This window comes from Alteromonas pelagimontana (assembly GCF_002499975.2).
In the GTDB taxonomy this organism is placed as follows: domain Bacteria; phylum Pseudomonadota; class Gammaproteobacteria; order Enterobacterales; family Alteromonadaceae; genus Alteromonas; species Alteromonas pelagimontana.
The window spans coordinates 4,050,688-4,075,762 of the sequence record NZ_CP052766.1 but is presented as its reverse complement, the minus strand read 5'-3'; the positions used below and the strand labels follow the sequence as shown (position 1 = coordinate 4,075,762).

At 46.3% G+C, this 25,075-nt stretch carries 19 protein-coding genes; 4 read left to right on the top strand and 15 right to left on the bottom strand.

Going from position 1 to position 25,075, the window contains the following annotated elements:
• Nucleotides 1-11: 11 nt before the first annotated feature.
• The 5 genes from kdsB to CA267_RS17930 all read right to left on the bottom strand — a co-directional run bounded on the left by kdsB (nucleotide 12) and on the right by CA267_RS17930 (nucleotide 6,240).
• Nucleotides 12-767, bottom strand: coding sequence for a 3-deoxy-manno-octulosonate cytidylyltransferase (gene kdsB / locus CA267_RS17950; protein WP_075609513.1), 756 nt, complete (start codon nucleotides 765-767; stop codon nucleotides 12-14).
• Between the two features lie 10 nt (nucleotides 768-777).
• On the bottom strand, nucleotides 778-972 hold the full coding sequence (locus CA267_RS17945) for a Trm112 family protein (protein WP_075609514.1): 195 nt from the start codon (nucleotides 970-972) through the stop codon (nucleotides 778-780).
• Nucleotides 962-1,993 carry a tetraacyldisaccharide 4'-kinase gene (gene lpxK, locus CA267_RS17940; RefSeq protein WP_075609515.1) on the bottom strand — a complete coding sequence of 344 codons (1,032 nt, stop codon included), beginning with the start codon at nucleotides 1,991-1,993 and terminating at the stop codon, nucleotides 962-964. Before lpxK ends, CA267_RS17945 begins: the two co-directional genes overlap by 11 nt.
• Nucleotides 1,990-3,738, bottom strand: coding sequence for a lipid A export permease/ATP-binding protein MsbA (msbA, locus tag CA267_RS17935; protein ID WP_075610078.1), 1,749 nt, complete (start codon nucleotides 3,736-3,738; stop codon nucleotides 1,990-1,992). Before msbA ends, lpxK begins: the two co-directional genes overlap by 4 nt.
• A gap of 81 nt (nucleotides 3,739-3,819) precedes the next feature.
• Nucleotides 3,820-6,240, bottom strand: a complete 2,421-nt coding sequence (locus CA267_RS17930) for a DNA internalization-related competence protein ComEC/Rec2 (RefSeq protein WP_075609516.1) — start codon at nucleotides 6,238-6,240, stop codon at nucleotides 3,820-3,822.
• A gap of 38 nt (nucleotides 6,241-6,278) precedes the next feature.
• Here CA267_RS17930 and CA267_RS17925 point away from each other — a divergent pair, with 38 nt between their 5' ends.
• The gene (locus tag CA267_RS17925; RefSeq protein ID WP_075609517.1) at nucleotides 6,279-6,812 is read left to right on the top strand and encodes a DUF2062 domain-containing protein; all 534 of its coding nucleotides are present in this window, start codon (nucleotides 6,279-6,281) and stop codon (nucleotides 6,810-6,812) included.
• Nucleotides 6,813-6,852: 40 nt separating this feature from the next.
• Here the strand turns inward: CA267_RS17925 and ligA are convergent, their stop codons facing one another.
• Genes ligA through smc form a run of 3 tightly spaced genes read right to left on the bottom strand, consistent with a single transcriptional unit; the run spans nucleotide 6,853 to nucleotide 13,745 of the window.
• Nucleotides 6,853-8,889, bottom strand: a complete 2,037-nt coding sequence (gene ligA, locus CA267_RS17920; RefSeq protein ID WP_075609518.1) for an NAD-dependent DNA ligase LigA — start codon at nucleotides 8,887-8,889, stop codon at nucleotides 6,853-6,855.
• 53 nt (nucleotides 8,890-8,942) lie between these two features.
• Nucleotides 8,943-10,256, bottom strand: a complete 1,314-nt coding sequence (zipA, locus tag CA267_RS17915) for a cell division protein ZipA (protein WP_075609519.1) — start codon at nucleotides 10,254-10,256, stop codon at nucleotides 8,943-8,945.
• A gap of 18 nt (nucleotides 10,257-10,274) precedes the next feature.
• Entirely contained in the window at nucleotides 10,275-13,745 is a 3,471-nt protein-coding gene (smc, locus tag CA267_RS17910; protein ID WP_075609520.1) for a chromosome segregation protein SMC, read from the bottom strand.
• Between the two features lie 224 nt (nucleotides 13,746-13,969).
• On the opposite strand from smc, the gene cysZ reads away from it, so the two are divergent.
• The gene (gene cysZ / locus CA267_RS17905) at nucleotides 13,970-14,713 is read left to right on the top strand and encodes a sulfate transporter CysZ (RefSeq protein ID WP_075609521.1); all 744 of its coding nucleotides are present in this window, start codon (nucleotides 13,970-13,972) and stop codon (nucleotides 14,711-14,713) included.
• On the opposite strand, the gene CA267_RS17900 is transcribed toward cysZ, so the two are convergent.
• Entirely contained in the window at nucleotides 14,700-16,205 is a 1,506-nt protein-coding gene (locus tag CA267_RS17900; protein WP_075609522.1) for a tetratricopeptide repeat protein, read from the bottom strand. The genes cysZ and CA267_RS17900 overlap by 14 nt on opposite strands.
• 9 nt (nucleotides 16,206-16,214) lie before the next feature.
• On the bottom strand, nucleotides 16,215-17,105 hold the full coding sequence (gene nlpI / locus CA267_RS17895; RefSeq protein WP_075609523.1) for a lipoprotein NlpI: 891 nt from the start codon (nucleotides 17,103-17,105) through the stop codon (nucleotides 16,215-16,217).
• A gap of 141 nt (nucleotides 17,106-17,246) precedes the next feature.
• On the opposite strand from nlpI, the gene cdd reads away from it, so the two are divergent.
• The gene (gene cdd / locus CA267_RS17890; RefSeq protein WP_075609524.1) at nucleotides 17,247-17,645 is read left to right on the top strand and encodes a cytidine deaminase; all 399 of its coding nucleotides are present in this window, start codon (nucleotides 17,247-17,249) and stop codon (nucleotides 17,643-17,645) included.
• Between the two features lie 31 nt (nucleotides 17,646-17,676).
• Here cdd and CA267_RS17885 read toward each other — a convergent pair whose 3' ends face one another.
• Both CA267_RS17885 and pnp read right to left on the bottom strand, forming a co-directional pair.
• On the bottom strand, nucleotides 17,677-17,967 hold the full coding sequence (locus CA267_RS17885) for a DUF1244 domain-containing protein (RefSeq protein WP_075609525.1): 291 nt from the start codon (nucleotides 17,965-17,967) through the stop codon (nucleotides 17,677-17,679).
• Between the two features lie 59 nt (nucleotides 17,968-18,026).
• Nucleotides 18,027-20,138 (bottom strand): polyribonucleotide nucleotidyltransferase, encoded by a 2,112-nt coding sequence (gene pnp / locus CA267_RS17880; RefSeq protein ID WP_075609526.1) that lies wholly within the window; start codon nucleotides 20,136-20,138, stop codon nucleotides 18,027-18,029.
• A 378-nt stretch (nucleotides 20,139-20,516) separates the two neighbouring features.
• Here pnp and CA267_RS17875 point away from each other — a divergent pair, with 378 nt between their 5' ends.
• Nucleotides 20,517-21,071: an HNH endonuclease gene (locus CA267_RS17875; protein WP_075609527.1), complete on the top strand. Its 555-nt coding sequence runs from the start codon at nucleotides 20,517-20,519 to the stop codon at nucleotides 21,069-21,071.
• A gap of 457 nt (nucleotides 21,072-21,528) precedes the next feature.
• Here CA267_RS17875 and CA267_RS17870 read toward each other — a convergent pair whose 3' ends face one another.
• The 3 genes from CA267_RS17870 to proB form a co-directional block, all read right to left on the bottom strand.
• Complete coding sequence (locus tag CA267_RS17870; protein WP_408609426.1) at nucleotides 21,529-22,419, bottom strand: mechanosensitive ion channel family protein; 891 nt, start codon at nucleotides 22,417-22,419, stop codon at nucleotides 21,529-21,531.
• Nucleotides 22,420-22,530: 111 nt separating this feature from the next.
• Entirely contained in the window at nucleotides 22,531-23,778 is a 1,248-nt protein-coding gene (locus CA267_RS17865) for a glutamate-5-semialdehyde dehydrogenase (RefSeq protein WP_075609528.1), read from the bottom strand.
• Nucleotides 23,775-24,884 (bottom strand): glutamate 5-kinase, encoded by a 1,110-nt coding sequence (gene proB / locus CA267_RS17860; RefSeq protein WP_075609529.1) that lies wholly within the window; start codon nucleotides 24,882-24,884, stop codon nucleotides 23,775-23,777. Before proB ends, CA267_RS17865 begins: the two co-directional genes overlap by 4 nt.
• Nucleotides 24,885-25,075 lie beyond the last annotated feature (191 nt).

Below are 25,075 nucleotides of genomic sequence, written 5' to 3'. Positions count from 1 at the left end.
TTTCTCCTTCTTTAACGTTCTGACAATATATGTAGTAGAGATGCCAGATCCTCTGGCGTATCAATTCCTACTGGTGGGGGAGCTTGTGCTACATCTACATGAATTTTGTCCCCGTACCAAAGCGCCCGTAGCTGCTCTAACGATTCTATATGTTCCAGCGCGGTAGGTTCATAAGCTACGTACTGACGCACATATTTGGCCCGATACGCGTACAGCCCTATGTGGCGGAAATACAAATCAGGGTTAGCGTAGGTAGGGTTGCCAAGCATTCTATCTCGTTCAAAAGGCACGGCAGCGCGGGAAAAATAGATGGCGTGAGAATACTGATTCGTTACCACCTTTACCACATTTGGGTTTAATACCTCATCCGCTCTAATAATCGGTGTAGCGAGCGTTGCAATGGCGACATCGCTGTTAGCAGACAAATTAGCAGCCACTTGATTGATATTCTCAGCGGGCACAAAGGGTTCATCACCCTGAACGTTTACAATAATAGCGTCGTCTATGAGCTTTTCTCTGCTTATCACTTCCGCTATACGTTCGGTGCCCGATGTATGATCCCTGGAAGTCATGCATACATCCACAAACCCCTTCGCCACATTAGCAATCCGTTCGTCATCAGTTGCAACAATAACCCGCGAGGCGCCCGCTTCCTGTGCTCTTTCCACCGTGTGCTGAATCATAGGTTTACCCTGAATATCAGCCAGAGGCTTGCCGGGAAAACGACTTGAGCCGAAACGAGCGGGAATGACTACAATGAAAGACATAATATCCCTGCTATTTAATGGCTTCGAGTTCATCAAGAGATAATTGATTTGCCGTTTCTTCAATAAGCACCGGAATTCCCTCTTTTACCGGATAGGAAAGTCGATCAAATCGACACACCAGTGCTTTTTTATCATCAACAAAAATAAGTTTCCCTTTACACAATGGACATGCCACCACATCCAGTAATTTTTTATCAAACGCCATTTGACCTTCCTTTATTCAGCCATCCAGAGGCTTCTAAACGGGTGTTTAGTTCATTATAAAATGCATCGGGTAATACTGCATTTACTGCAAGGTACCAGCATTCTTCGTGGGCGAAGTAGTTTACTTTTACGGCGTCTTTTTCCGTCATAATTACAGGGCCTATAGGAATATCATCCTTTACAAAGGTATGGTGATCTGCAAATTCCCGCTTCTTTAATACATTCACACCGGCACTCGACAGTTGCGTGAAAAAACGCTGCGGGTTACCGATACCAGCAATCGCATTCACGCTAGGATATCGAGCAATAAAATCTTCAATACCCAAGGTGAGCGCAGGATCCTTAACATTAATTATACAGGATGAGCGCAATTGCATGTGAAACTGCGGAATTGTGACACTTAACAAGCGCGCATCTTCTGCGCACTTAACGTTGTGTAAAATCATATCCACAGTGTCAAGACGCCAGATCCCTTCACGCAGTGGCCCCATTGGCAAAAGCTTTCCATTCCCGTAGCGTCTTTCATCCATCACTACCAGCTCAACATCCCTTTTTAGCGCGTAATGCTGTAAACCGTCATCACACACAATGACCTGACATCCAAAACGGCTGACAAGAAACTCTGCTCCTCTGCGCCTGAGGGGGTCAATGACTACATCTACGCCAGTGCGCGACGCAATTAATCTTGGCTCATCGCCTACGAGAGCAGCTGAGTCAGCATGCATAACATGATGAGGAAAATGTTGCGCGCGTCCGCCATAACCGCGGCTTAGCACACCGACTTTAAGTCCCTTAGCACGAAAATGTTCAACTAGAGCTATGACCACCGGGGTCTTGCCGTTTCCCCCAACGCTGATATTACCAACAATAACAAGAAAAGCATCAGGCTTGGAAGAGGCAATGAACCCAGTAGCGAAAAGATACCGCCGACAAGCAGTAACCGCAGCAAACAACATTGAAAAAGGCCACAATAACCAAAGGAACGGGTGGCCTCTGTACCAGGCTCGTTCCAGCTTACTCACCCCGCGTCACCAAACTGTAAAGTATGCAGTTGAGCATAATGACCTTGCTTTTCCAGCAACTCATGGTGCTTGCCTTTTTCAATGATCTGGCCTTGTTCAACCACAATAATCTGGTCAGCATTTTCAATAGTAGACAGACGATGCGCTACCACAATACTGGTGCGTTCTTTCTGCAGTTTTTCCAAGGCATCCTGAATCAGTCTTTCCGACTCGGTATCCAAAGCCGATGTCGCTTCGTCCAGAATTAATACGGGCGCATTGGTGAGAATAGCGCGAGCGATAGCAATACGCTGACGTTGACCGCCGGATAACATCAGGCCGTTTTCTCCTACTATTGAATCCAGACCGTCGGGTAATTGGGCGAGAAACTCAGTAACGTGTGCGATATCCGCAGCCTGTTCAATGTCTTTCCGGCTAACTTTTTCTAACGACCCGTAGGCGATGTTATTGGCGATGGTATCGTTAAACAAGGTGACATGCTGCGAAACCAACGCGAATTGGCTACGCAATGACTTGAGGTCGTAATCCTCCAGCGAAATGTCATCTAGCAGTACTTCTCCCTGCTGCGGAGAATAAAATCTGGTAAGTAACGATGATATGGTTGACTTACCACTGCCTGATCGGCCTACAAGCGCAACGGTTTCCCCTGCTTTTGCGGAAAAAGAAATGTTCTTTAATGCCGGAATATTCTTGCCTGGGTAAGTAAAAGTAACGTTTTCGAAGCTGAGATTTCCTTTTACTCTCTGTTTTGTCACCGTCCCGTTATCTGGCTCATCATTTTCATCCAGCACTTCAAACACGCTGGTACAGGCAGCCATACCTTTTTGAAATTCATTATTGACTGTGGTTAATTGCTTTAGAGGCTTCAACAACAACACCATGTAGAATACTACGCTGATAAACACACCGGCGGTAAGTTCTTCTATCATTTGCGGCGTACTGGCAATAAATAGTACGACCGCAAGTGCAATTGAAGCTATAACCTGAATGGAAGATACACTCAAGATTTGAGTCACTGCCAGCTTCATAGTTTGCTGTCGATTAAAATTGTTCTTCTTAGCAAAGCGATCTTCTTCAATCTTTTGCCCGCCAAACATCAACACAACTTTGTGGCCTTTTACTGCCTGCTCGACTGCAGAAGTGACGTTACCCATTGATAACTGAATGTTCCGGCTGACAATCCGAAACCGTTTACTTACAAACGCGACAATAACGGCGACGACAGGTCCGATAACAAGAAATACCAGCGACAGTTCCCACGATTGATAAAACATCACGCCGAGCAGACCGATAACAAACGCGCCTTCTCTCACAATAGTCAGCAACGCTTTGCCCGATGCATTGGCGACTTGCTCTGTATCATATGTGACCTTACTGATCAGCCCTCCAACCGCGTTGTTGTCATGAAAAGAGACGGGAAGATGAATGTACTTTTCAAACAATTGCTGGCGCATACGCATGACGACTCGAGACCCAATCCACGACAGCATGTAAGTACCAAGAAAATTAAAAAGGCCGCGGAGCAGGAAAAGCGGAACAATGGCATACGCAGCAAGCCGCAAATATTCGTGATCACTGTTGCCCAGCGATTCATCTATTAGTGGCTGTAGTTGAGAGACAACGTAGGTATCCACTGCGGAGTAACCGATCATCCCTACGACGGCAAGAGCGAAAGCCAATTTGTAATCGCGAAGATAGCCTGTGAACCGGCGCAATTGCGACGCTGAATAATCGATTTGCTGCATGAAATATAACACCACGTTGTTTATCAGCACCATTGTAACTGCTTGATGCGAAAATCCATAATTTAGCCCACGAATTGTCCATTAAGGCATCAATTCTTTTCCGTTTTTACGGCCATCCGAGTCCTCACCTATCCAGTTTTCAGGTTTTCGGCCCAGTTGAAACCATCGGGGGTTAAGGTGCTGACGGTAAGTGAAAACTTCAGGCGCGTTAACGCCGGTAAAATCAATGCGGATATAGCCGTGATAACTGGTCGCGAACATTTTTGCACCTACCTTCTGGTAACGCGTCATCGTTTCGGAAGACGGAAAACCCCACTGGTTAGCATAACCCTGGCTGAATACCACTATTTTGGGCGATACTCGCTGCACAAAAATACCTGAAGAAGAGGTACTGCTACCATGATGCGGTGCCACAAGTACATCAGCGTTAAGGTTTGACGCCCTGTATAAAAGCGCATATTCGCTGCTTCTTTCAATGTCTCCGGGCAAAAGTAAGCGATGGCTTCCATCGTCAACCAGTAAAACACACGAATGATTATTATCCGTTATGTGGTTTCCAGGCAACGGCCAGATACTACTAAACGAGAGCCCTTCCCACATCAAGTTTAACCCTTGCTGACAATCGCCGTCGGCCAGATGCACGGCAGGCTCTGAAGCTTGCCCATTTGCTTTAGTATACTCCAGTATTGCGGATAGTCCGCCCGCGTGATCATCATCACCATGACTTACAAATATATGATCAATCTGCGTAATCGAAAGTGCATTAAGTGCTGGTATAACCACCGCTTCCATATAGCTGCCCTGAGATAGGAAACTTTTTCCCGTATCGACAATGACACCTTTACCGCCTCTTGAAATAAGCAGCGCCGTACCTTGCCCAACATCAAAGCTATGAAAGTACCAAGGTGACGAAGCGAAGGGAACGAACCCGGAACAGGCAGCAACAAGCAATATTCCAGAGATGAGACGTTTATGCTGAAATGGTGGAAAGCTCAGTGCAATAATGGCAGCTAAAAGTAGTACGACGTTTGAACTTGAAAATGCAGAGGTTGTTACCATACCTTCCTCCAGTGCCGGAATGGAGAGCACACGCAGGATACCGCCCATAAGCCAGTCAACAAATTCCAGAGCTGGCATACCGGTATGAGGTAAAAACCAGCTCAATAACAGCGCTATCTCCCCCACTGGCACCAGTAGTGAAACCAAGGGTACACAGAAAAGGTTTACCACAGGCGCAGTTAAGGAAACGGCTCCAAACCACCCTAGCGTAACCGGTAACATCAGTAATGACAGCCACAATTGGATGCGGATGAGCTGCTTAAATTTCTGATATCCGGTAATTGATAAAGCGGGAGAACGCCAGTTGATAAACCATATCATTAATACCGCTCCGGCACTCAGGTAGAGGCTGGCGGATAAAATGCTGAACGGAAAGCAAATAATTACAGCCACTAGCATCCAAAGAGCAATGTGATGCGCAGCCCAGTGCCGATAAAAGTGCTTAATGGCAAAATAGACGCTGAGTAACACCAAAGCCCGGGTTACTGGCAATTGCCATCCTGCCAGATGCGCATATCCCGCACACATCGCCAGTACCGGTATCACCAGTTGCCGGTCAAGATTCAGCACGGGTGTGCGCAGGCCACTTAAGCAGGAGAAACCCACGCCGATTATCATCATAAACCCGTAGCTAAATGCCGCGACCATACCAAGATGTAAGCCGGAAATGCTAAATAAATGCGCGGTGCCGGTGACCTGCATCATTTGCCAGTCATCCGCTGTGAAGTCGCTGCGATCGCCGATCAGTAACGCTTTTAGCCATCGCCCATGCTTTAGCCTCGCGTTATCAATATGCGCACCCAGTTGGTAGTGCAAACTCTTTGCAGGTTGCAGAACTTTAATAGGCGCAGCGTTGCGGATATATCCCGTAGCAACTATTTCCTTAGCCACCAAATATTGCTGCTTACTTCTGGTACCCGGATTGGCGCTTCCGTAGGCAGGTTTCAACCTGGCGGTGACTAACACTTGCTGATGAACAGCAAGTTTTGCTGTGGGTTTAGCCCAGGATAACGCTATTTTTCGCGCTGGCTGAATTTGACTTTCATCTAGTTGGCTGACAGACATTACCATTGTCGAGCGAAGCGCATCATGTCGATATTCCACGATCTGTCCTGTTAAAACGACATCTTGTTGAATTTTGTCCAGAGGGAGTTGCCAAGCGGTGTGCCAATGCCCTACACTCGCCACCCACAGTGCCCCGAATAGTAAACCGACACCACCAATAATCGGCCCAACACTACGGGAGATTGCGTTGGTAAACGAACTTTTTAGTGGGTGCGAAGGTACACAGTAAAGAGAATTTCGGCAGTTGCTTAAAAGTAGCGCCGATAAAAGCAGGGCTCCGGCTGACAATACCCACAGGTTTGGCAATACAGGCCATAGCACCGCAGATAGTGCTCCTGCACAAAAGGCGGCCAGCCAAATAGTGGTATATTGTTGCATTCCGTTGCTTCGTTCCTACGAAATTGGTCATTTTTTGTATGCCAAGAAAATTTATAAAGCGGTTTTTGCCCGATCATCAGACAATAAAGAAACAGCGTGCATTGCGAATGTTCGGGACGATATTGCATGAGCCGAACCTGTGGCATTTAAATCGTCGTTCGGCATCAGGCGCATTAGGAATCGGATTATTTTTTGCCTTCTGGCCAGTCCCCTTTCAGATGTGGCTTTCCGCCGCCGCTGCAATTCCGTTTCGCGTCAATCTACCGTTATCTGTAGCCACAGTATGGATTACTAATCCTTTTACTATTCCTCCGATATTTTACGGTGCTTATAAAATAGGAACTACTGTACTTGGGTCTGACCCGAAGCACTTCGAGTTTCAGTTCAGTTGGCAGTGGGTTGTTGAAAGTTTGTCTACGATAGGCCCCGCTTTCCTGGTAGGTTGCGCTATCTGTTCCGTAGTTGGTGGGCTGGCAGGTTATTTCGGTTTAAACTGGCTGTGGCGATTTTCGGTCCGCAAATCCTGGGAAAAACGAAGACTGGCAAGGCAGCAAAAAAAAGAGGAATGTTAGTTCCTCTTTTTATTAATAACATCTGCGTCGCTACTTATCCTTAATAAACGCCGTATTCTTTTAACATTTCTATCAACTTGGCTTCATCCCAAATTGCCACATCCAAGCTTTGTGCTTTCGTCAACTTAGAGCCTGCTTTGTCTCCAGCGACCAAAAAATCTGTTTTAGCAGACACCGAACCGGCTACTTTAGCCCCAAGTTGTTGTAAAAGCACCTTAGCATCATCTCGACTCATCTGCGCAAGTGTACCGGTCAATACACAAGTTTGCCCAGTGAGCGGTAAATCATCTGAAGACGGGACTTCCACGTCAGGCCATGTAACACCCTCATGAATCAGGTCGTTGATAATATCAACATTGTGGGCTTCGTTTAAAAAGTTGAACACGTGTAGCGCCACCACTGCTCCCACATCATTCACCGCCTTAAGGGCCTCAATGTCAGCGAACATTAACGCTTCAAGCGTACCAAAGTGCGTTGCTAAATTGGCCGCTGTGGTTTCTCCGACTTCGCGGATCCCCAGCGAATAAAGAAATTTTGCTAGTGTCGTCTTTTTAGAATCTTCCAGTGACTGAAGTAAATTGCTTGCCGATTTTTCCGCCATTCGTTCAAGTGAAACTAATGACCCCAATGACAACTTATAAAAATCCGCCGGGCTTTTAACCATGCCGGCATCGACGAGTTGCTCTACCAGTTTATCTCCTAAACCATCGATATCCATTGCCTTGCGCGAAGCAAAGTGCTTTAACGCCTGCTTTCGCTGGGCGGCACAAAAAAGTCCGCCGGTGCAGCGCGCTACAGCCTCTTCGGCCAGCTTTTCTACCTGGGAGTCACAAACGGGGCAATGTGCAGGAAACGCAATATCACGAGTGTCTGCTGGACGCTCAGCCACGACCACAGAAACAACTTGAGGAATAACATCTCCAGCCCGGCGAATGACTACTGTGTCGCCTATTTTCACCCCAAGACGCAGGATTTCGTCCTGATTATGCAAAGTGGCATTGGAAACCGTGACGCCACCGACAAACACTGGCTCTAACCGCGCTACCGGCGTAATGGCACCCGTTCGACCTACTTGAAACTCAACCTCAAGCAGTCGCGTCATTTCTTCCTGTGCCGGAAACTTCTGAGCAATTGCCCAGCGAGGAGCACGAGCAACAAAACCCAGTCGCTGTTGCTTGTCAATTTCATCAACCTTAAATACTACGCCGTCGATATCGTAGGGAAGTGAAACTCTTGCTGCGAGGATTTTTTCATAATAAGCCATACAGCCCTTTGCCCCCTCAGCAGTGTCAACCTGAGGACACAGCGGTATACCCCACGTCGCCAGCTGTTCTAAACGCTCACTATGATTGGCCGGTAACGTAAAACTTGCTGGCGTTACCAATCCCAGAGAATAGGCATAGAACATAAGTGGTCGTTTGGCAGTAATACGCGAGTCGAGCTGGCGTAAACTTCCCGCAGCTGCATTTCGAGGATTGGCAAACACCTTGGCGCCGTTCTGCTTTTGACTTTCATTAAGTTTTTCAAAACCGGCTTTTGGCATAAATACTTCACCGCGGACTTCCAGACGCTCCGGCCAACCTTTTCCTCGCAACGAAAGCGGGACGTTGGCGATGGTTCGAACGTTCTGTGTGATATTTTCACCCACCTGACCGTCCCCGCGGGTAGCTGCTCGTACCAACTGCCCACTTTCATAAAGAATACTAACTGCTAACCCATCTAACTTGGGCTCACAGCTGAATTGCAAAACAGCATTATCTTTCAGGCGATCGGATAACCGCTTCTCAAAAGCAAACAGAGAGGCTTCGTCGAAAGCATTATCCAGTGAAAGCATCGGGACTTCATGAACCACCTGCTCAAATGATGGTAGCGGCGCCCCCCCTACTTTCTGAGTCGGTGAATCCGGCGTTTTCAACTCAGGATACTGAGCTTCAAGCGATTTTAATTCATTAATTAATCGGTCGTACTCAGCGTCGGGGACACTTGGGTTATCCAGTACATAATACTGATAGTTATATTCGTTGATTATTTCACGCAGCTGCGACGCGCGCTCTGCAAAGGAGGAACGTGTAGACATAGGATTCTCGAAAAGCTTGGGGCCACCAGCGAGTGCTGATGGCCGACTTGAAATCAGTAACGATTGATCATTCGCTGACGCTCAAAATCGCGAATTTTTTCAATATACTGCTGTAGCCCTTGTTTTGTTAGCACGCTTCTTCGCCCATCAAGCACCTGTGCTGAAAATTCTTCGGCAATTTTACGCGCGGCGTTGTGCATCATGTTGAAAACCTGATGCGCATCGCCTTCAATGGGCAGTATCATAAACAACGTCACACCTTGAGTGGTAAACGTCTCTAAATTGTCGATATCAAATACTCCAGGCTTGAACATGTTCGCCAAACTAAATAATACCGGCCCCTTCCCGTTTGAATTTACGTGGCGATGGAAGATATCCTGATCGCCAAATTTAAAGCCCAGCGTAAGCAAAAGAGGCAGTAGTGACGCTCCGGAAATTAGTTCACTCTCTGGTGCTCGCACGTTTAATACCAATACTTCCTGCTCGGCAGCGGAAGATGGTTTCTGTGAAGTATCAGAGTTTGTCGCATTCTCTTCTGTTGTCGCGGCGCTGGCAGTGGTTTCTTCAAAGTCGATGCGCATTTGATCATCGCCAAAGCTAGGCTCCTGACGATGCTTGGGACTGCCTTTTGAACGCTTACGATTTACGAAACGGCGAGCCTGTTCGCCTAAGCTTCCGCCTTCCTCGCTGTCGTTATCTTCTTCAGAGGGATGCCCAGCAGGATGCCCAGCAGAATGCCGATCGTCTTCTGGCAAAGATTGAACATCCAGCTTGAAATCATCGGTTTTCACTTTGTCTGCTTTTTCAGCGTCACTCATAGGATGTTCTGTATCTTGAGAAGAAGAATGAGTGCTTTCGTTTTTCTTCAACAAAAATCCAGGTGGTTCAGGCATGTTAAGTTCGTTGTCTCTATCAGTTGACGGAGACCGGTTCGATTGAAGATGAGGCTTAGGGTTACTGATCACTGAACCATACAAACGAGTATCTGCTTTAACACCTTGCGCAGATTTAGCGCTTTCTGCATTGGGGGTTTCCGGCGCGGAAGCTGAATCACCAGGTTTTGACTTTGTCGCTGGATTGCTGCTGACAACACGAACTGGCCCCAACCCTAGCTCGTCATACTCGTTTTCATCTTCACGAGGGGAGCGCGCTGCCGCGCTTTTTGTTCCCATATCATCAGCCGACCACGCTACATCGTCATTATCCAAAGTATCGTTATCTGCTTCTTCATCCCAACGCCTCGGCTCTACCCGGCGCTTTGTCTCTGATTTGCCGTTTTTGCGGATTTTCCAGATACCATGTGCAAGAACTGCAACGATAAATAAGGTACCTGCTACCAGTAATGATAGACGTAATTCATCTTCCATTAATCAAATCGCCCTTTGTTATGCTTCTACGAAGGCCATAGCTTCATCTACATCCACCGCTACCATACGAGATACCCCGGGTTCAGCCATGGTAACGCCGGTAAGATGGGTGGCCATCTCCATCGCAATCTTATTATGGGTAATGTAAATAAACTGCACTGAACTAGACATTTCCGAAACTAAATTACAGAAACGCCCCACGTTGGCATCATCCAATGGCGCATCCACTTCATCCAACAGACAAAACGGCGCCGGATTCAACCGAAATATTGCAAACACCAATGATAAAGCTGTTAAGGCTTTTTCTCCACCGCTTAATAGGTGAATTGTACTATTTTTCTTTCCCGGCGGCCGAGCCATGATGGTGACACCGGTTTCCAGTAAATCATCATCCGTTAATGCCAGATAAGCTGCTCCTCCGCCAAATACCTTCGGAAACAGCGTTTTCAAACCTTCATTCACATCTTCAAAGGTTTGGGAAAAGCGGGTTCTGGTCTCTTTATCAATCTTTCGTATCGCCGTTTGTAGCGTATCCATCGCCGTGACTAAATCTTCGTGCTGCATATCAAGATGATTTTTTCTTTCCGCCTGAACTTCGTACTCTTCTACAGCTGCAAGATTAACGGCACCCAAACGGGCAACAGCAGCTGTCGTTTTTTCCAGCTCTTTTTGCCACTCATTTTCATCAGCATTATTGGCAAGATTTTCCAATATCGGTTTCAGTGATTGTCCCGTTTCCTGCAATTGTTCAAGAACAGAGTTGGCTCTGACACGGTAGCCTTCAATTTCTATTTTTACCGAATCAATAATTTTCTGACGCTGCTGAATTTGTTCCTGCAGCCCTTTTTGCCCTTGCTGCGCTTCCTGTAATAATGCTTCTGCATTTTGCAGTTTTTGTTGCTCAGTTAGCCGCAACTCTTCAGTATCTTCACGCTGCAAAAGCAGCGTTTGCAACTGTTCTTTCTGAGTTTCAAGCGGCGTAGCTATGCTGTCGCGCTCTTCCCTTAACAGCCTTTCCCGATTCTCATATTCAGCCAGTTGAGTCTGGTTACGCGTGACCTGCTGCTCGTATAAAGACTGCTGACTTTGCTGTTGTTGAATGGATAAAGCCAGCTGATGTTTTTCTGCGGTGTATTGATCCACAGAACGACGAAACTCAATAGCCTGATGCTCAAGTTTTTCGCGCTGTTGCTGACTCTCTTCCATTTGAGTTTCATGATCAACAATCGATTCCTCCAACACTTCCAGTTGCGCAGATAACGCTTCGATCTGTTGTTGCTCCATTTCCAACATCTCTTCGTGTTTTGCCAAGTCCTCTGCAGTGCGTTGAGCACGATTTTCACTCTGTTCCTTTTGCAGTTTTGCCACACCGTATTGATTTTGTAGCTGCTGCAACGCATTGCTGGTCTCGTTCCGCTTAGCTTTTGCCTCATCCAGCTGGATTAGGGTCTCTCTTTCATTGGCGCGAAAGTTATCGGCAAGCTCGCTTGTCTCTTCCAGCTTTGCCTGTAACTGTTGCAAGTGTTCATATAATGATGATAACTGTGCTGCACGTTGCAAAGCTCCAGTCTCCTCGCTGGCCTCCCCATATACCAGCCAGTCTCTGCCAATCCATCCCCCACTTTCTAATACAACGCTTTCGTTGTTATCTAAACTTGAGACCCGCTCCATAGCCGTTGCAACATCGCTGGCAATGTAAATGCTATTGAAAATGTTCGGCACGCGTGTCTGATTCAAACTCTGCGCAAGTGTTCCAGGAATCTTCGTGGTCGTAAAACTATCACTGGTGTAAATGGGTATGCCGGCGGGAACATTGTCGAGGTCATCGATAAGGTCTTGTAACGACAATTCGTTGGCAACGACGGGATGTTGGAGATACTTTAACGTTTGTTCTACCAGCTTTTCTCTGCCCGGTTCCACTACTAACGATTGCCACAGCGCCTGGACTGAATCTGGCAGTTCGCCATTTTCTGCTACAGCAGATTGCTGCAGCGTTTCCAGTGCTGCAATCCGTGACTCCATCTGCTGGACATCACCTTGTGCCTGGGTAAGTAGCCCCTGCGTTTGGCGAGATTTTTCTGTTGCAGCATTGTGATTTTCTGCGCGCTGGCTATAACTGACTTCGCAGCTACCAAGTTTTCCGCGCGCTAACTCAATCTCATTTTGCAACTGAGCGAGTTTAACCGTCAAATCGTCCTGCGCGAGTTCCCTCAACTCCTGTTTAAGTTCAGAGATTCTCTGAGAAGTCCGCAGCTGCATATTCATGGCCGACTGAATTTGGCCATGACAATTTTGCGCTTTTTGCTTTACGTCGTTGTACCCCGATTCCTGATCACGGCTTTTCGCATTAAAACTTCTTAACGCCTGTTCCGCTTGGTCGCGATTATCCTGCGCTTGAAAAAGGGTTTCATCGATAATTTCCTGACGGGGAATAAGCTCCTCAAGCTGCTGCTGCGCCATGGCTTTGGCGGTTTTCGCTTCGCTCATCGCGCTGGCAAGTACGTTGCGCTTATTGTTGAGCTCATCAAGTTCTTCTGTAATCTGGTTGTTGCGCTGCTGACTGTGCAGCATGTTCTGTTCGATACGAGTGATTGAAGTACTGATGCCAAATAGCTGCTGTTGCAGGTCATCCAGCTGCGCTTTGTGGGAAGCAGCCTGTTCGGTATATACCATCATGCCGGCTTCATCGCCACGTTGCTGCGCGACGAGTGCATCAACTTCAGATTGTTGTTGGCGCTCATCGCTTTCCAGACGGCTGATATGCTCGTTGTGCTTTAGCCAGCGAATCGCAGCCAGCTCGGCCTTCAACGTTCTTTCAGTAGACTTAAGCGTTTTATAACGTTGCGCCGCCGCAGCCTGGCGCTGCAATTTTTCCAGCTGCTTGCCAAGCTCGTTACGCACATCTTCAAGTCTTTCAAGGTTTTCATGGGTATGGCGAATACGGCTTTCGGTTTCTCTTCGGCGTTCTTTGTACTTGGAAATTCCGGCGGCTTCTTCGATAAAGATTCGCAGCTCCTGTGGCTTGGATTCGATAAGCCTGGAAATCATGCCCTGCTCTATAATGGCATAGCTTCGAGGGCCAAGGCCTGTACCTAAAAACAAATCAGTGACATCGCGGCGGCGGCACTTTACGCCGTTGAGAAAGTAGTGCGATTGCGCATCCCGCGTGACCAGTCTTTTTACTGCCAGTTCATTGTACTTCGCGTATTCACCGCCAATACGGCCTGAACTATTATCGAAGGTCAGCTCTACGCTACACTGCCCTACAGGTTTGCGTGCTGAAGAACCATTAAAAATGACATCGGTCATGGCATCGCCGCGCAAATTTTTTGCTGAGCTTTCGCCAAGCACCCATCTGACAGCATCAATAACGTTGGATTTTCCGCATCCGTTTGGTCCCAGAATTGCGGTCATTTTGCCGGGAAAGGGTATTGTGGTGGGGTCTACGAAAGACTTAAATCCGGCGAGTTTAATTTTCTTCAGGCGCACCGCATTGCTCCCGTTCTGTCACGTAACAGAAGACCCTGGCTCCGGAGCTGCAGTGCTACCGTAAATATATTGATGAAGGTCAGTTGGGTCACCGTTTAGCAGCGCGCATGTAAATTATTGTTATGCTGCGACTTTAACAAAACTCATACGCTGTAACAATTGGATTTAGAGATTTGGCCTGCCTCTCTGTATACTCGCACATCAAATAAATTAAAGGAGAGATTATGCAATCCCGCAGTGGTTTCGGCTACTTTATTGCCGGATTTTCCTTAATAAAAACCAAAGGATTAAAGCGTTTTGTATTTATACCGCTTTGTATAAATCTTATTTTATTCGCCACCGCCTTCTACTTTTTATTTGGCAAAATTGAGGGAGGGATCTGGTATATCCTGTCGCTAATTCCTGAGTGGCTTGGGTGGCTAAAGTCGGCGCTGGCGTTTCTCTTGTGGCCATTAGCGGTAATTAGCGTGCTGCTGGTTTTCGCGTTGATCTTCGGGACGCTGGCGAATTGGATTGCCGCCCCGTTTAATGGCATTTTAGCGGAGAAAGTAGAACGACATCTTACTGGCAAACGTCTTGGTGATGATGGCCTCTTCGATTTGCTTAAAGACATTCCCAGAACGCTGGGCCGCGAGCTATCCAAGCTTCTGTGGTACATCCCTAGAGCACTGGGTTTTCTCCTGCTTTTCTTGTTTGTTCCGGTTTTTGGACAGATTCTTTGGTTTTCTTTCAGTGCGTGGATGATGGCAATCCAATACTGTGATTATCCATACGACAACCATAAAGTGCCATTTGGAACTATGCGCTACCATCTCGGTCAGCACAAAGGAAAAGCATTTTCTTTTGGGGTAATGGTAAATATTTTTTCGCTTATTCCCATCGTTAATTTCATTGTTATGCCCGTAGCAATTTGTGGCGCAACTGCAATGTGGGTTAACGAATTAAAAGGCGAAATTATTCGCGAATAACAGGAGGCTGCGAATCCGCTTGCGGCTGTTCTGCCAGGGTGTTTTCATTACCCCTGACAATGGGCTCGGAGCGATTGTAGGCTTCGTATTTTGCCAGCCATTCGCCTGCTTGAGCGGTTTGCCCGTGTTTGTGAAAGCTTTGAAAAAGATTCATAAATATAGGCCTTTGCGCTGTGGGCTCCGCTAACTGCTGTTGCCAAAGTTGCAAGTAAATGGGCGGAATTTCGCCGCTGTCGTGATGTTCTAAAAAGGTAATTTTATCGCTGGGCTTATACGCACGTTCACCCGTCCCGTCACAGGATTTTGCCGGCCATATACTGAGATCAGGCTCTAATGATTGCCAGTTTTCAAGTGTAGCCAAGGGCGCGTAAGTCAGCACACCATCGAAAATCAGATTCGGTGCAGGTATTTTTCCGCAATACCGTTTTGCCATAGGCTCACTTAGTGCATACTCGTCAACAAACCCTGCAAAGTGCGCTAACTCATGCACAAACACAGAATAAGCATCGGTAAGGTCAAGGAACATGACTCCATTGTTGACATTGGCTTTCCCTAAATCTGCGACAATAACGGCGTGAGTAAAACTCTGTTTTTTTACAGCAGCTGCAAGTGGACGGATATCACAACCAAGCCTGCCGGATTGCTGCCAGCTGTCATCGCACTTCAGTACATCTTTTTTCAGCCACACGGGATCCAGCATGCATATTGGTAAAGAAGAAAGACGCTTGTCGTGGGTAAAGCGCTTCTTTATGTCGTGAGCTCTTTCTATGGTAGATAAGGAGGTCGCAAAAATCTGGATGCGTTGCTGACAAAGCTGATCTGACGGCCATTGTTGTAGTTTTATCTGGTTTACCGTCACCGGTTGATACAGCGCAAGCACCTTAGTTAACTTTTGCGCTAGCTCATGACCTTGCTGCGCAGCCTGTTCAAGATATCCTTCTGACTCTTTCTTGCTTCCTTCATCCCATAACAACCGGCCATACTGAAACGCGCTTTGCGCATAGTCCTTCGCAGTTTTCTTTAACCAGGGACGCGCTTTGTCGGGCTGTGAGTGGAGCAAATACCAGTCGGCTAACGCAGCTTGTGCAGGCAAATAGTCTTGCTCAGCGGCACGAACTAACCATGCCTCCCGCTTTTCTGGATCGTCCGTGGCAAGTGCATATTTCATTTGCGCTTCGGGCACTTCTCCTCTTGCAGCAAGTCGCATCAAGGTGGTGCTTTTGTCATCGTCGCTAACCATCTGGTACAGCGCCCAAGCGGCGTCCGCATTGCCCAGCGCCACCAGTTTGTTCAACCAGTATTCATCGCCATTAGATTGCGCATAACCGGTTAGTAATTGCTGAGCCGAGTCGCTACCCTGCAGAGCCGCACGCCACAGTAACGGGGCCGGATATGATGCCGCTTGAGCATTTTGAATTAGCTGCTGATTTTGACGACCTGAATCCGCGCTTACCAGCAATAATGCCAGCAACGCTAAGCATAAACCTCGCATGGGCTTGGTTTAATTCGTTTCGTCTACTGCATTGCGCAGGCGGCTGAGTTCCAGTCGAGCATAACGATGCTCTACGTAGTCATAAACATTGGTGCTAAGTGCCAACTTGAAGTAGTTAGCTGCAACACTTCTGTTCCCACGGGCACTGTGATATTTGCCTAAATAGAAATAGGCTTCGCAGAGCCGGTCAGTAAGTTCCTTTTGACTCGAAACGCCTTCAATTAAAGAATTCAGTAACGTATTTTCTGTTATTTCACCCAAATACAGGTCGACCAGCCGGGTTGCCCAATGCTGCGGCGAGAGTTTATCCCGTACAGATTTTAGATCAGCCAGAGCCTGCACCGGTTCTACATCAGCTTTAGCGAAATAGGCCCATAGCGCGCGAAACGGATCACTCTCTTCTTTCTCAAGAAAGGTGTTTAAATCATTGATCGCAAGATCAGCCCTTCCACCGTAGTACAATGCTATACCTCGGTTAAGATAAGCAAAGTCATAGTCAGGGTTAATATCCAACGTGGAATCAAAAGCTTCGTATGCCTGGATGAACTCCATTTGCTGAATATAATGAATGCCGATGGAATTAAAAGCTGGAGCCATATCCGGCTTTAATTGCAGTGCCTGACCATAGTCAAACTGAGCAAGCCCGGCAAGTCCAACGCTGTCATAAAGCATGCCACGCTGATAATGCAGTTCAGCACGATCTTCATCAGGCAATGAGGCACTTGCCAAAATTTGGTTGTACCGAGCAATTGCCATTTGCGAACGCGGATTAACGGGCGCGGGCTCGGCAAGAAGAAGATTCCCCATCTCCGTTCGCTGCGAAACATCACGTGTTTGTGCACATCCAGCTAAAAAGAAAAGAAAGAATGAAAAAAAGATGAGACTAAAGAGTTTACGCATGTTAAAAATGGGGTCTCTCAATAATTAATAGAATTGCGCCAACGGCTACTAACGCTGCCGTTCCAAGCCGTTGTGATAGGCGCAACGATCGCGCATTTACTGGTAAAAGTAAAGCCCGAAGAGGTGATATAAGGTATTTGTATGGACACTGAAATTGAACAACTCTTAACAGAACGCGCACATGTTGCGCAGAAAAATGCACACGCTCCCTACTCCGGCTTCCAGGTCGGTGCAGCTATACTTACCCATGATAATCAGATTTACAGTGGTTGTAACGTAGAAAATGCAGCCTATCCGCAGGGACAATGTGCGGAGGCATCGGCTATCGGTGCTATGGTTTCTCACGGCAGTAAAAACATTAAAGCTGTTTTAATTGCCAGCCCAAACAATGACTATTGTTTTCCCTGTGGCGGCTGTAGACAAAAAATTGCAGAATTCGCTGATGACGAGATACCTGTCATACTTGTCACTCAGGGAGCACAATCAAAAACTGTTACTGTGGGTGAGCTTTTACCTTACGCATTTCGGCTTAAACCATAGCGTCGTAACAAAACTGACCGTTACCGAAAGATCATTTTGCCTTTGCTGCTAAAGCCGCCAGTTGTTCTTCGGATGCTGGCGCCTGATGATTAGCTTTCCATTCGGAATAAGGCATTTTATAAATAACTTCCCGAGCTTGCTCATAATCTATCTCCACTCCTCTTTCCGTCGCGGCCGTGGTATACCATTTTGCCAGACAGTTGCGGCAGAAATCGGCAAGTATCATTAAATCAATGTTCTGAACATCTTTGTTAGCGTCTAAATGCTCAAGTAAGCGGCGAAAAGTAGCGGCTTCTACTTCAGTCTGAGTTTGTTTGTTCATTCGTATTTCCTATACAAAAAAGGGAGCGCGATGCTCCCTCTTTAATTATAAAATAACGATTATTCGTCGTTAGATTCTTTAGGTGCAGGTTTCTCTAGCAGTTCTTTGATGCTGAGACGTACCCGATTCTGACGGTCAATTTCCATAACTTTAACATCGACCATTTGTCCTTCAGATAAATAGTCGGATGTCTTATTGACGCGTTCATGGGCAATTTGTGAAATATGAACCAGGCCTTCTTTCCCCGGAAGTACTTCTACAAACGCACCAAAGTCAACAATACGCGTCACTTTACCGTTATACGTTTTGCCTACTTCAATTTCTGCAGTAACTTGCTCAATCTTCTTGATCGCAATATCAGCTTTTGCACGTTCGGTGGCAAAAATCTTGATTGTACCGTCGTCTTCAATTTCAATATTTGTTTCTGACTCTTCAGTAATCTGGCGAATCATAGCGCCGCCTTTACCGATAACATCGCGGATTTTATCCTGATCAATCTTCATCGTGTAGATGCGAGGAGCGAATTCACTCAGTTCATCGCGGTGGCCAGAGATAGCTTCATCCATCACTTTCAGAATATGCAACCGCGCTTCTTTCGCCTGCTTTAAAGCAACCTGCATAATTTCCTGCGTGATACCTTCAATCTTGATATCCATTTGCAGTGCAGTAATACCGTTAGTGGTACCCGCGACTTTAAAGTCCATGTCTCCTAGATGATCTTCATCACCCAGAATATCGGAAAGAACCACAAAATTATCGTCGCTCTTAACAAGACCCATTGCAATACCAGCAACAGAGGCTTTAATAGGAACACCAGCATCCATTAATGCCAAAGATGTACCGCACACAGAAGCCATTGACGATGAACCGTTAGATTCGGTAATTTCTGATACTACACGCACCACGTAGGGAAAATCAGCTTCGTCAGGCATAACAGCTTGAATACCACGCTTCGCCAAACGGCCGTGACCGATTTCGCGACGCTTAGGCGAACCAATCATACCCGTTTCTCCCACACAGTATGGAGGGAAGTTGTAGTGCAACATAAAGCGGCTGTCACGCTTACCAGCAAGCTCATCAATCATCTGAGCATCACGTTCTGTTCCAAGGGTAGCAGCAACCAGCGCCTGCGTTTCGCCCCGGGTAAATAATGCAGACCCATGGGTACGTGGTAAAATGCCAGTAGCAACATTTAGCGCACGAATCATAGCCGGATCACGGCCGTCAATTCTTGGCTCACCCGCGAGAATACGAGAACGAACTACGTCGCTTTCCAATTCATGCAGTAAATCTAAAACTTCCTTTTTATCCTGCTCTTCATCTTCAGCGATAATATCGGCCAGCGCTTTTTCTGTCACTGCAGTAACGGTATCTTTGCGAACCAGCTTATCTGAAATCTGGTACGCTTCTGTCATACCAGTTTCCGCTAACGCCTTAATTTTCGATTTAAGCGCCGTGTTTTCTGCTTTTGGCTGCCAATCCCAACGTTCAGTGCCCACGGATGCGGCAAATTCGTTGACTGCCGACACAACGGTTTGCAGTTGTTCATGACCAAACATCACTGCGCCAAGCATCACATCTTCAGACAGTACGTTAGCTTCAGATTCTACCATCAGCACAGCGCCCTGAGTTCCAGCAACAACCAGATCCAGGTCGCTGTTTTCTTGCTCAGAAGCACGAGTGTTAAGAATATATTCACCCGCGGAATAACCCACACGAGCGGCACCAATCGGGCCATTGAAAGGAATGCCAGAAATAGCCAATGCTGCTGATGTACCAATCATGGAAATGACATCAGTAGGAATTTCAGGATTCGCCGACATCACTGTTACCACAACCTGAACTTCATTTTTGAAGCCTTCAGGAAACAAGGGACGAATCGGGCGGTCGATTAAACGCGCAGTAAGGGTTTCGCCTTCAGAAGGACGCCCTTCACGTTTGAAGAAGCCGCCAGGAATTTTACCCGCAGCATAGGCTTTCTCTTGATAATTCACGGTAAGTGGGAAAAAGTCTTGATCGGCTTTTGCTTCTTTTTTCCCTACAACAGTTACCAGCACGGACGTATCATCCATACTAGCCATAACTGCAGCTGTTGCCTGACGAGCGATCACACCCGTTTCTAATGTGACAGTATGCTGTCCGTACTGAAAAGATTTTGTAATAGGAGTCACTATTTATCCTTTAAATATTCATCTATATATATTCGCTTTTGAACGCGGCGCATAGTATAGCTATGAATAGCACCTAATTCCATTGACAAATCCTGGTTTAGCGAAATTATCATAGCAGTATTACCGGTTAATCAACTGTTCTACTAGCGGCCCCGCCATCCCGTTTACGCTCTCTCTGAGGTGTAATCTATCATTCATTTGCGACCTTATTTTTAAAGCCACTTTTCTATTTGCCGTATCGTCTATTGCACAGCATTGAAACAAACCCGCTAAATTTACTTTTTATTCGGTTTATTTTGCTTTTAAATAAGTCTATTTTTTCATCAAAATGACATATAAAAGAGTATGCTGTTAGCAGATGAACGCAAAGGAGTTATCATGCTGGTTTTACGACTTAATAAAGCAGGTATGCCCCAGGAGTGGATTCATGTCGAGCAGGCAGCGCGGCTCTACTCTCAAGATAAAGTGCTGTTTGAACTGGGTACCGATCACTATACGATGCTGGGAGGTTGGAATCGCCTTGGCAATAGGAGTAGATTGCGCCTTTCTTCCATCATCGCCTGTGATGGTAAAGTAACTGATATCAGCGGCAAGGTTGCCCTTACTAATCGTTACCTTTTTCGGCGAGACAATTATCTTTGTCTCTACTGCGGCCAAACCTTTTCGCCTTCTACACTCACTCGGGATCACATTATTCCTCGCTCTCGAGGCGGGAAAGACTGTTGGACTAATGTGGTAACAGCCTGTCCCCGATGTAACCACGCGAAAGGTGCTAAAACGCCCGAAGAAGCAGGTATGCCTCTGCTCGCCGTACCGTTTAGACCCAATATTTACGAGCGTTTTTATTTAATGAATCGCCGTATTCTTGCAGACCAAATGAATTTTCTTGCCAGTCACTTCACCCAGCGTCGCGAGTGGATCGCCAGTGGTTAACGCAGGGAGAGATGGCCACTTTCAAACAATGGTGACGTTTTTTTAGCCGAACTTGTGGAACGGGGACGCTCCAGCAGAACCATCAGGAATGACTTTCCCGCGTTTCGAATAAGAAATTTACTCATTTTTTAAGGTTGCAGAATGTTTATTCATTCATGCTCTTGTTCTGATTTTTACCTCAATGACAAATTTATCATCAGGTTTATTCGACAAATATGTCGGGGCAGCTTAAGCCCAACCCGAGATAAGAAGTATCGTACAGACCTTAAATATACTTTTAAATCAGCAGCTTATATATAGAAGTCGATTGTTCTTAAGTTAATATTGGCTCGAGGACGAGATTTTTGCGCATAGCAAAGCAAGATTTCGTACGTCATAGCCAGCTATGATTAAAAAGCGCAACGATGCCAGGCGCAAAAAGATCGTTATTGAGCGGCGCGGCTTATCTCGAGTTGGGTTAATTATTATCTACCGTCTGCGAGGAAGCCTGCTTTTCAAGCGTTTGCCCTTGTAACGCCGAATGCCAAAGATCCATCCAGTCGGCACTGATTTTCTGCTGTAATGCATGTGCCTCTGCAGTAGGACAAAAAAGCGATACCGTGACTTTCAGCTTTGCAAACTGATTTGTTTCCACGGCAATATCAGGATCGATTTGAATAAATTCCACTTCCATATGCCGCTCAATTAGCCCTTTATAGCGTTCAGCAACGTCCCGAAAATATTCACAATGGCCTTTTGCTTTTGCGATGAAGGTGGGCAATAAAGAATAGGGATTTACTGAGGGTTCATTAATAATAGAAAATGAGTGAAGCGTATATCTTCGTAAAAAGTTGAGATTCTTAACGGTCTGGGTGACCAGTTGACTATTAGGAACATACACATGTTTTCCAGTGTAGCTAAATGATTCGTGATCAACTTCGAGCAAGGCAGTTTTTGCCCAGTCCATTTCAACCACTTCGCCCACTATATTATTCATCTGAATCCAGTCGCCGACTCTAAAAGGCTTGGCTCCCAGATAGTAGATGAAACCCATGAAGCACTGAATGAATTCCCGGGTGGCAAGTACGATTGCTACCATAAAAGCAGCGATGGAAATAGCCAAACTCTGGATTTCATTGCCCCAGAGCAGCATGAGAAGAATAAGAAGAGAGGCGTTTCCCAGCTGTTCAAGAATATTTATGGTATGGCGTCTGTCCTCACCTTTTCTTTTACTGCGCATTTTAATGAGCTTAAGGATAAGACGTTTTGCCGCCAAAAACAGCACTACAATGATAGCGGAGGAAAACAGCTTGTAGGTGTCTGTCAGATAAACAATTTGTAACCACCAATTATCTACATCAATATTCAACACTTAGCCCCTGGCTTCAATTTTTCGCTCCACATAAAAAAACACCGGGTTTCTATCCAACCCGGTGCTTTCATTATGACCAATGCCTAACCAAGAGACAATCCCATACGGTTAATCTCTTACCTGTCCAGTACCATTTACCAGATACTTTTCCGACGTTAAAGATTCCAGTCCCATTGGGCCGTAAGCGTGTAGTTTGGTGGTTGCAATCCCTATCTCAGCTCCCAGTCCTAACTGACTGCCATCTGAGAAACGTGAGGAAGCATTAACCATCACTACTGACGCATCGACTGTGCGCTGAAAACGATCCGCTGCTTCTTTATCTTCAGTACAGATAACCTCTGTGTGGTGACTGCCAAACCGAAAAATATGTTCGAACGCGGCGTCAATATCCTCCACCACACGAATAGCGATTTCCAAGCCAAGATACTCTTCACCGTAACCTTCTTCACTAATAACATCTGCGCCCTCAAAATAAGCAGCACCTTTGTCATTGACGTGAATTTTTACGTCATGTTCGGCTAAGGATTTCGCAACTCGCGGAAGGAAATCTCCAGCTACCGCCTGGTGGACAATTAATCCTTCCAGTGCATTACATACACCCGTTCTTTGCGTTTTTCCGTTAAGTAGCAAATTGAGCGCTTTGTCCAAGTCAGCGGCTTTATCAACGTAAAGATGACATACGCCTTTGAAATGCTGGATGACAGGCACTTTTGCGTTATCTGTCACGTAGTTAATCAGCCCTTCGCCGCCACGTGGAATAATTACGTCAATATAATCTCGCTGCTCCATCAACTCCTGCATAAGCTGGCGATCTGCATCAGGTACAACGTTAATCAACGCTTTCGGCAGATCATGCTTTACCAGAACATCTTGTAGAATCTCAGCGATACAGAGGCTGGAATCGAGCGCTTCTTTGCCCCCACGTAAAATTACTCCGTTACCCGATTTGAAGCATAGTGCTCCTGCATCGGCGGTCACATTAGGGCGGGCTTCATAAATCATACACACCACCCCCAATGGAATACGCATTTTTTTAATTTCGATACCATTGGGGCGGGTTCCTATTACCCGTTCCTGCCCCACCGGATCATCAAGGCTGACAATGACTTCAATGCCTTCAGCCATACTTTCTATGCGTTCGTCATTGAGAATCAACCGATCTACCATAGCAGAATCTAATTGGTTTTCTTTCGCTCGAGCGACTTCTTTTTCATTAACTTGCTTTATTTTTTCTTTGTTTGCCCGAAGCGCCGCTGCCATATCTTTTAACACTGCATTTTTTTTAGCTTCATCCAGGACAGCTAAGGTTTGTGCAGCTTTTTTTGTCTCTTTCGCTAACTCTGAAATTAAGCTCATTCTTTCTCCAAATTTGCGATGTTTTGATTTGAAATAATCGGACCGGTTTTTTGTTCAAACTCAGTGGCAAAATCTTCGTTATCTTGCTTGGCGATAAAGTTTAAAAGACAACTGCTGTAATTGGATTTCGCTTTTACCAGCTTGGTACCATCATCTTTTCGCACTAAAATCGTATCGCCGACGGAAAACTCACCTTTCACTTCAATTATTTCACTACTCGTTAACTGATCTGTGTCACTTTCTAAAGACGCGGCGAAATTGCTTTCCACGATAACCTCACCCTGCGCATTAGAGGTGTGCCGCATCCAGTGAATATTCTCCTGCATAGGGGTCTCGTGCGCCTGAAAATGGGTGCCCGGATTCTTGCCTTCAAGCAACATATTGAATGACAATTCGGTAAAACCGTTAATGATGAATGTATCTATGCCATGAGAAACCGCTTTTTCGGCCGCCTCGATTTTCGTTCGCATTCCGCCGGTACCTACACCGCCTTTCACAGCGCCACCAGCCATGGCATAGATACTCTCATCAATATGTTCCACCCACGACAATAATTTTGCATCATCATGTTCATGAGGATTTTTATTGTACAACCCATCGATATCCGAACAGATTATCAGCGCATCTGCATCAGCAGCCGCTGCCACCATTGCTGACAGATTATCGTTATCTCCAACTTTAAGCTTATCAGTCGTTACCGTATCGTTCTCATTTACGATAGGTAAAACGCCGTTGTCCAGCAGACAAAATATGGTCTCGCGAATACTGACATACCGCTCCCTGTCCCGCAAATCGCCGTGGGTCAACAAAATTTGCGCAGAAGGGAAATCGAACAACCGATCCCATGTTGACATCATTTCTGTCTGTCCGGCTGCCGCCATTGCCTTTTTAACCGCGATATCTGTTTTTTCCTGCTCAGGAAACAACTGAGATCCTGCCGCAACGGAACCGGAAGAAACCAGCACCACCTGGGTACCAGCAGCCCTACACTTCACAATAAATTGCGCAATACTCAACAAATAGTGGCTGCTGCACCCCTTTTTATTCGGAGAAATTAATGCACTCCCAACCTTAATTACGATACGTTTCCAATTTGAACGACTCATATTTAATCACCTCAAACCATTTATTCTGCGAATTCTTACTTTACTGAAGACAACTAAGCGCATCACCTGCGTGAAAACTAAGCCTAAAAAGTGCTCCTACCTTCCACGGTACGCACAGCAAAAGCAGGACTAAATTCGTTCCATTTACGAAAAACGAGAGTAAATCACTAATCCTTCGTTAACCCAGCACT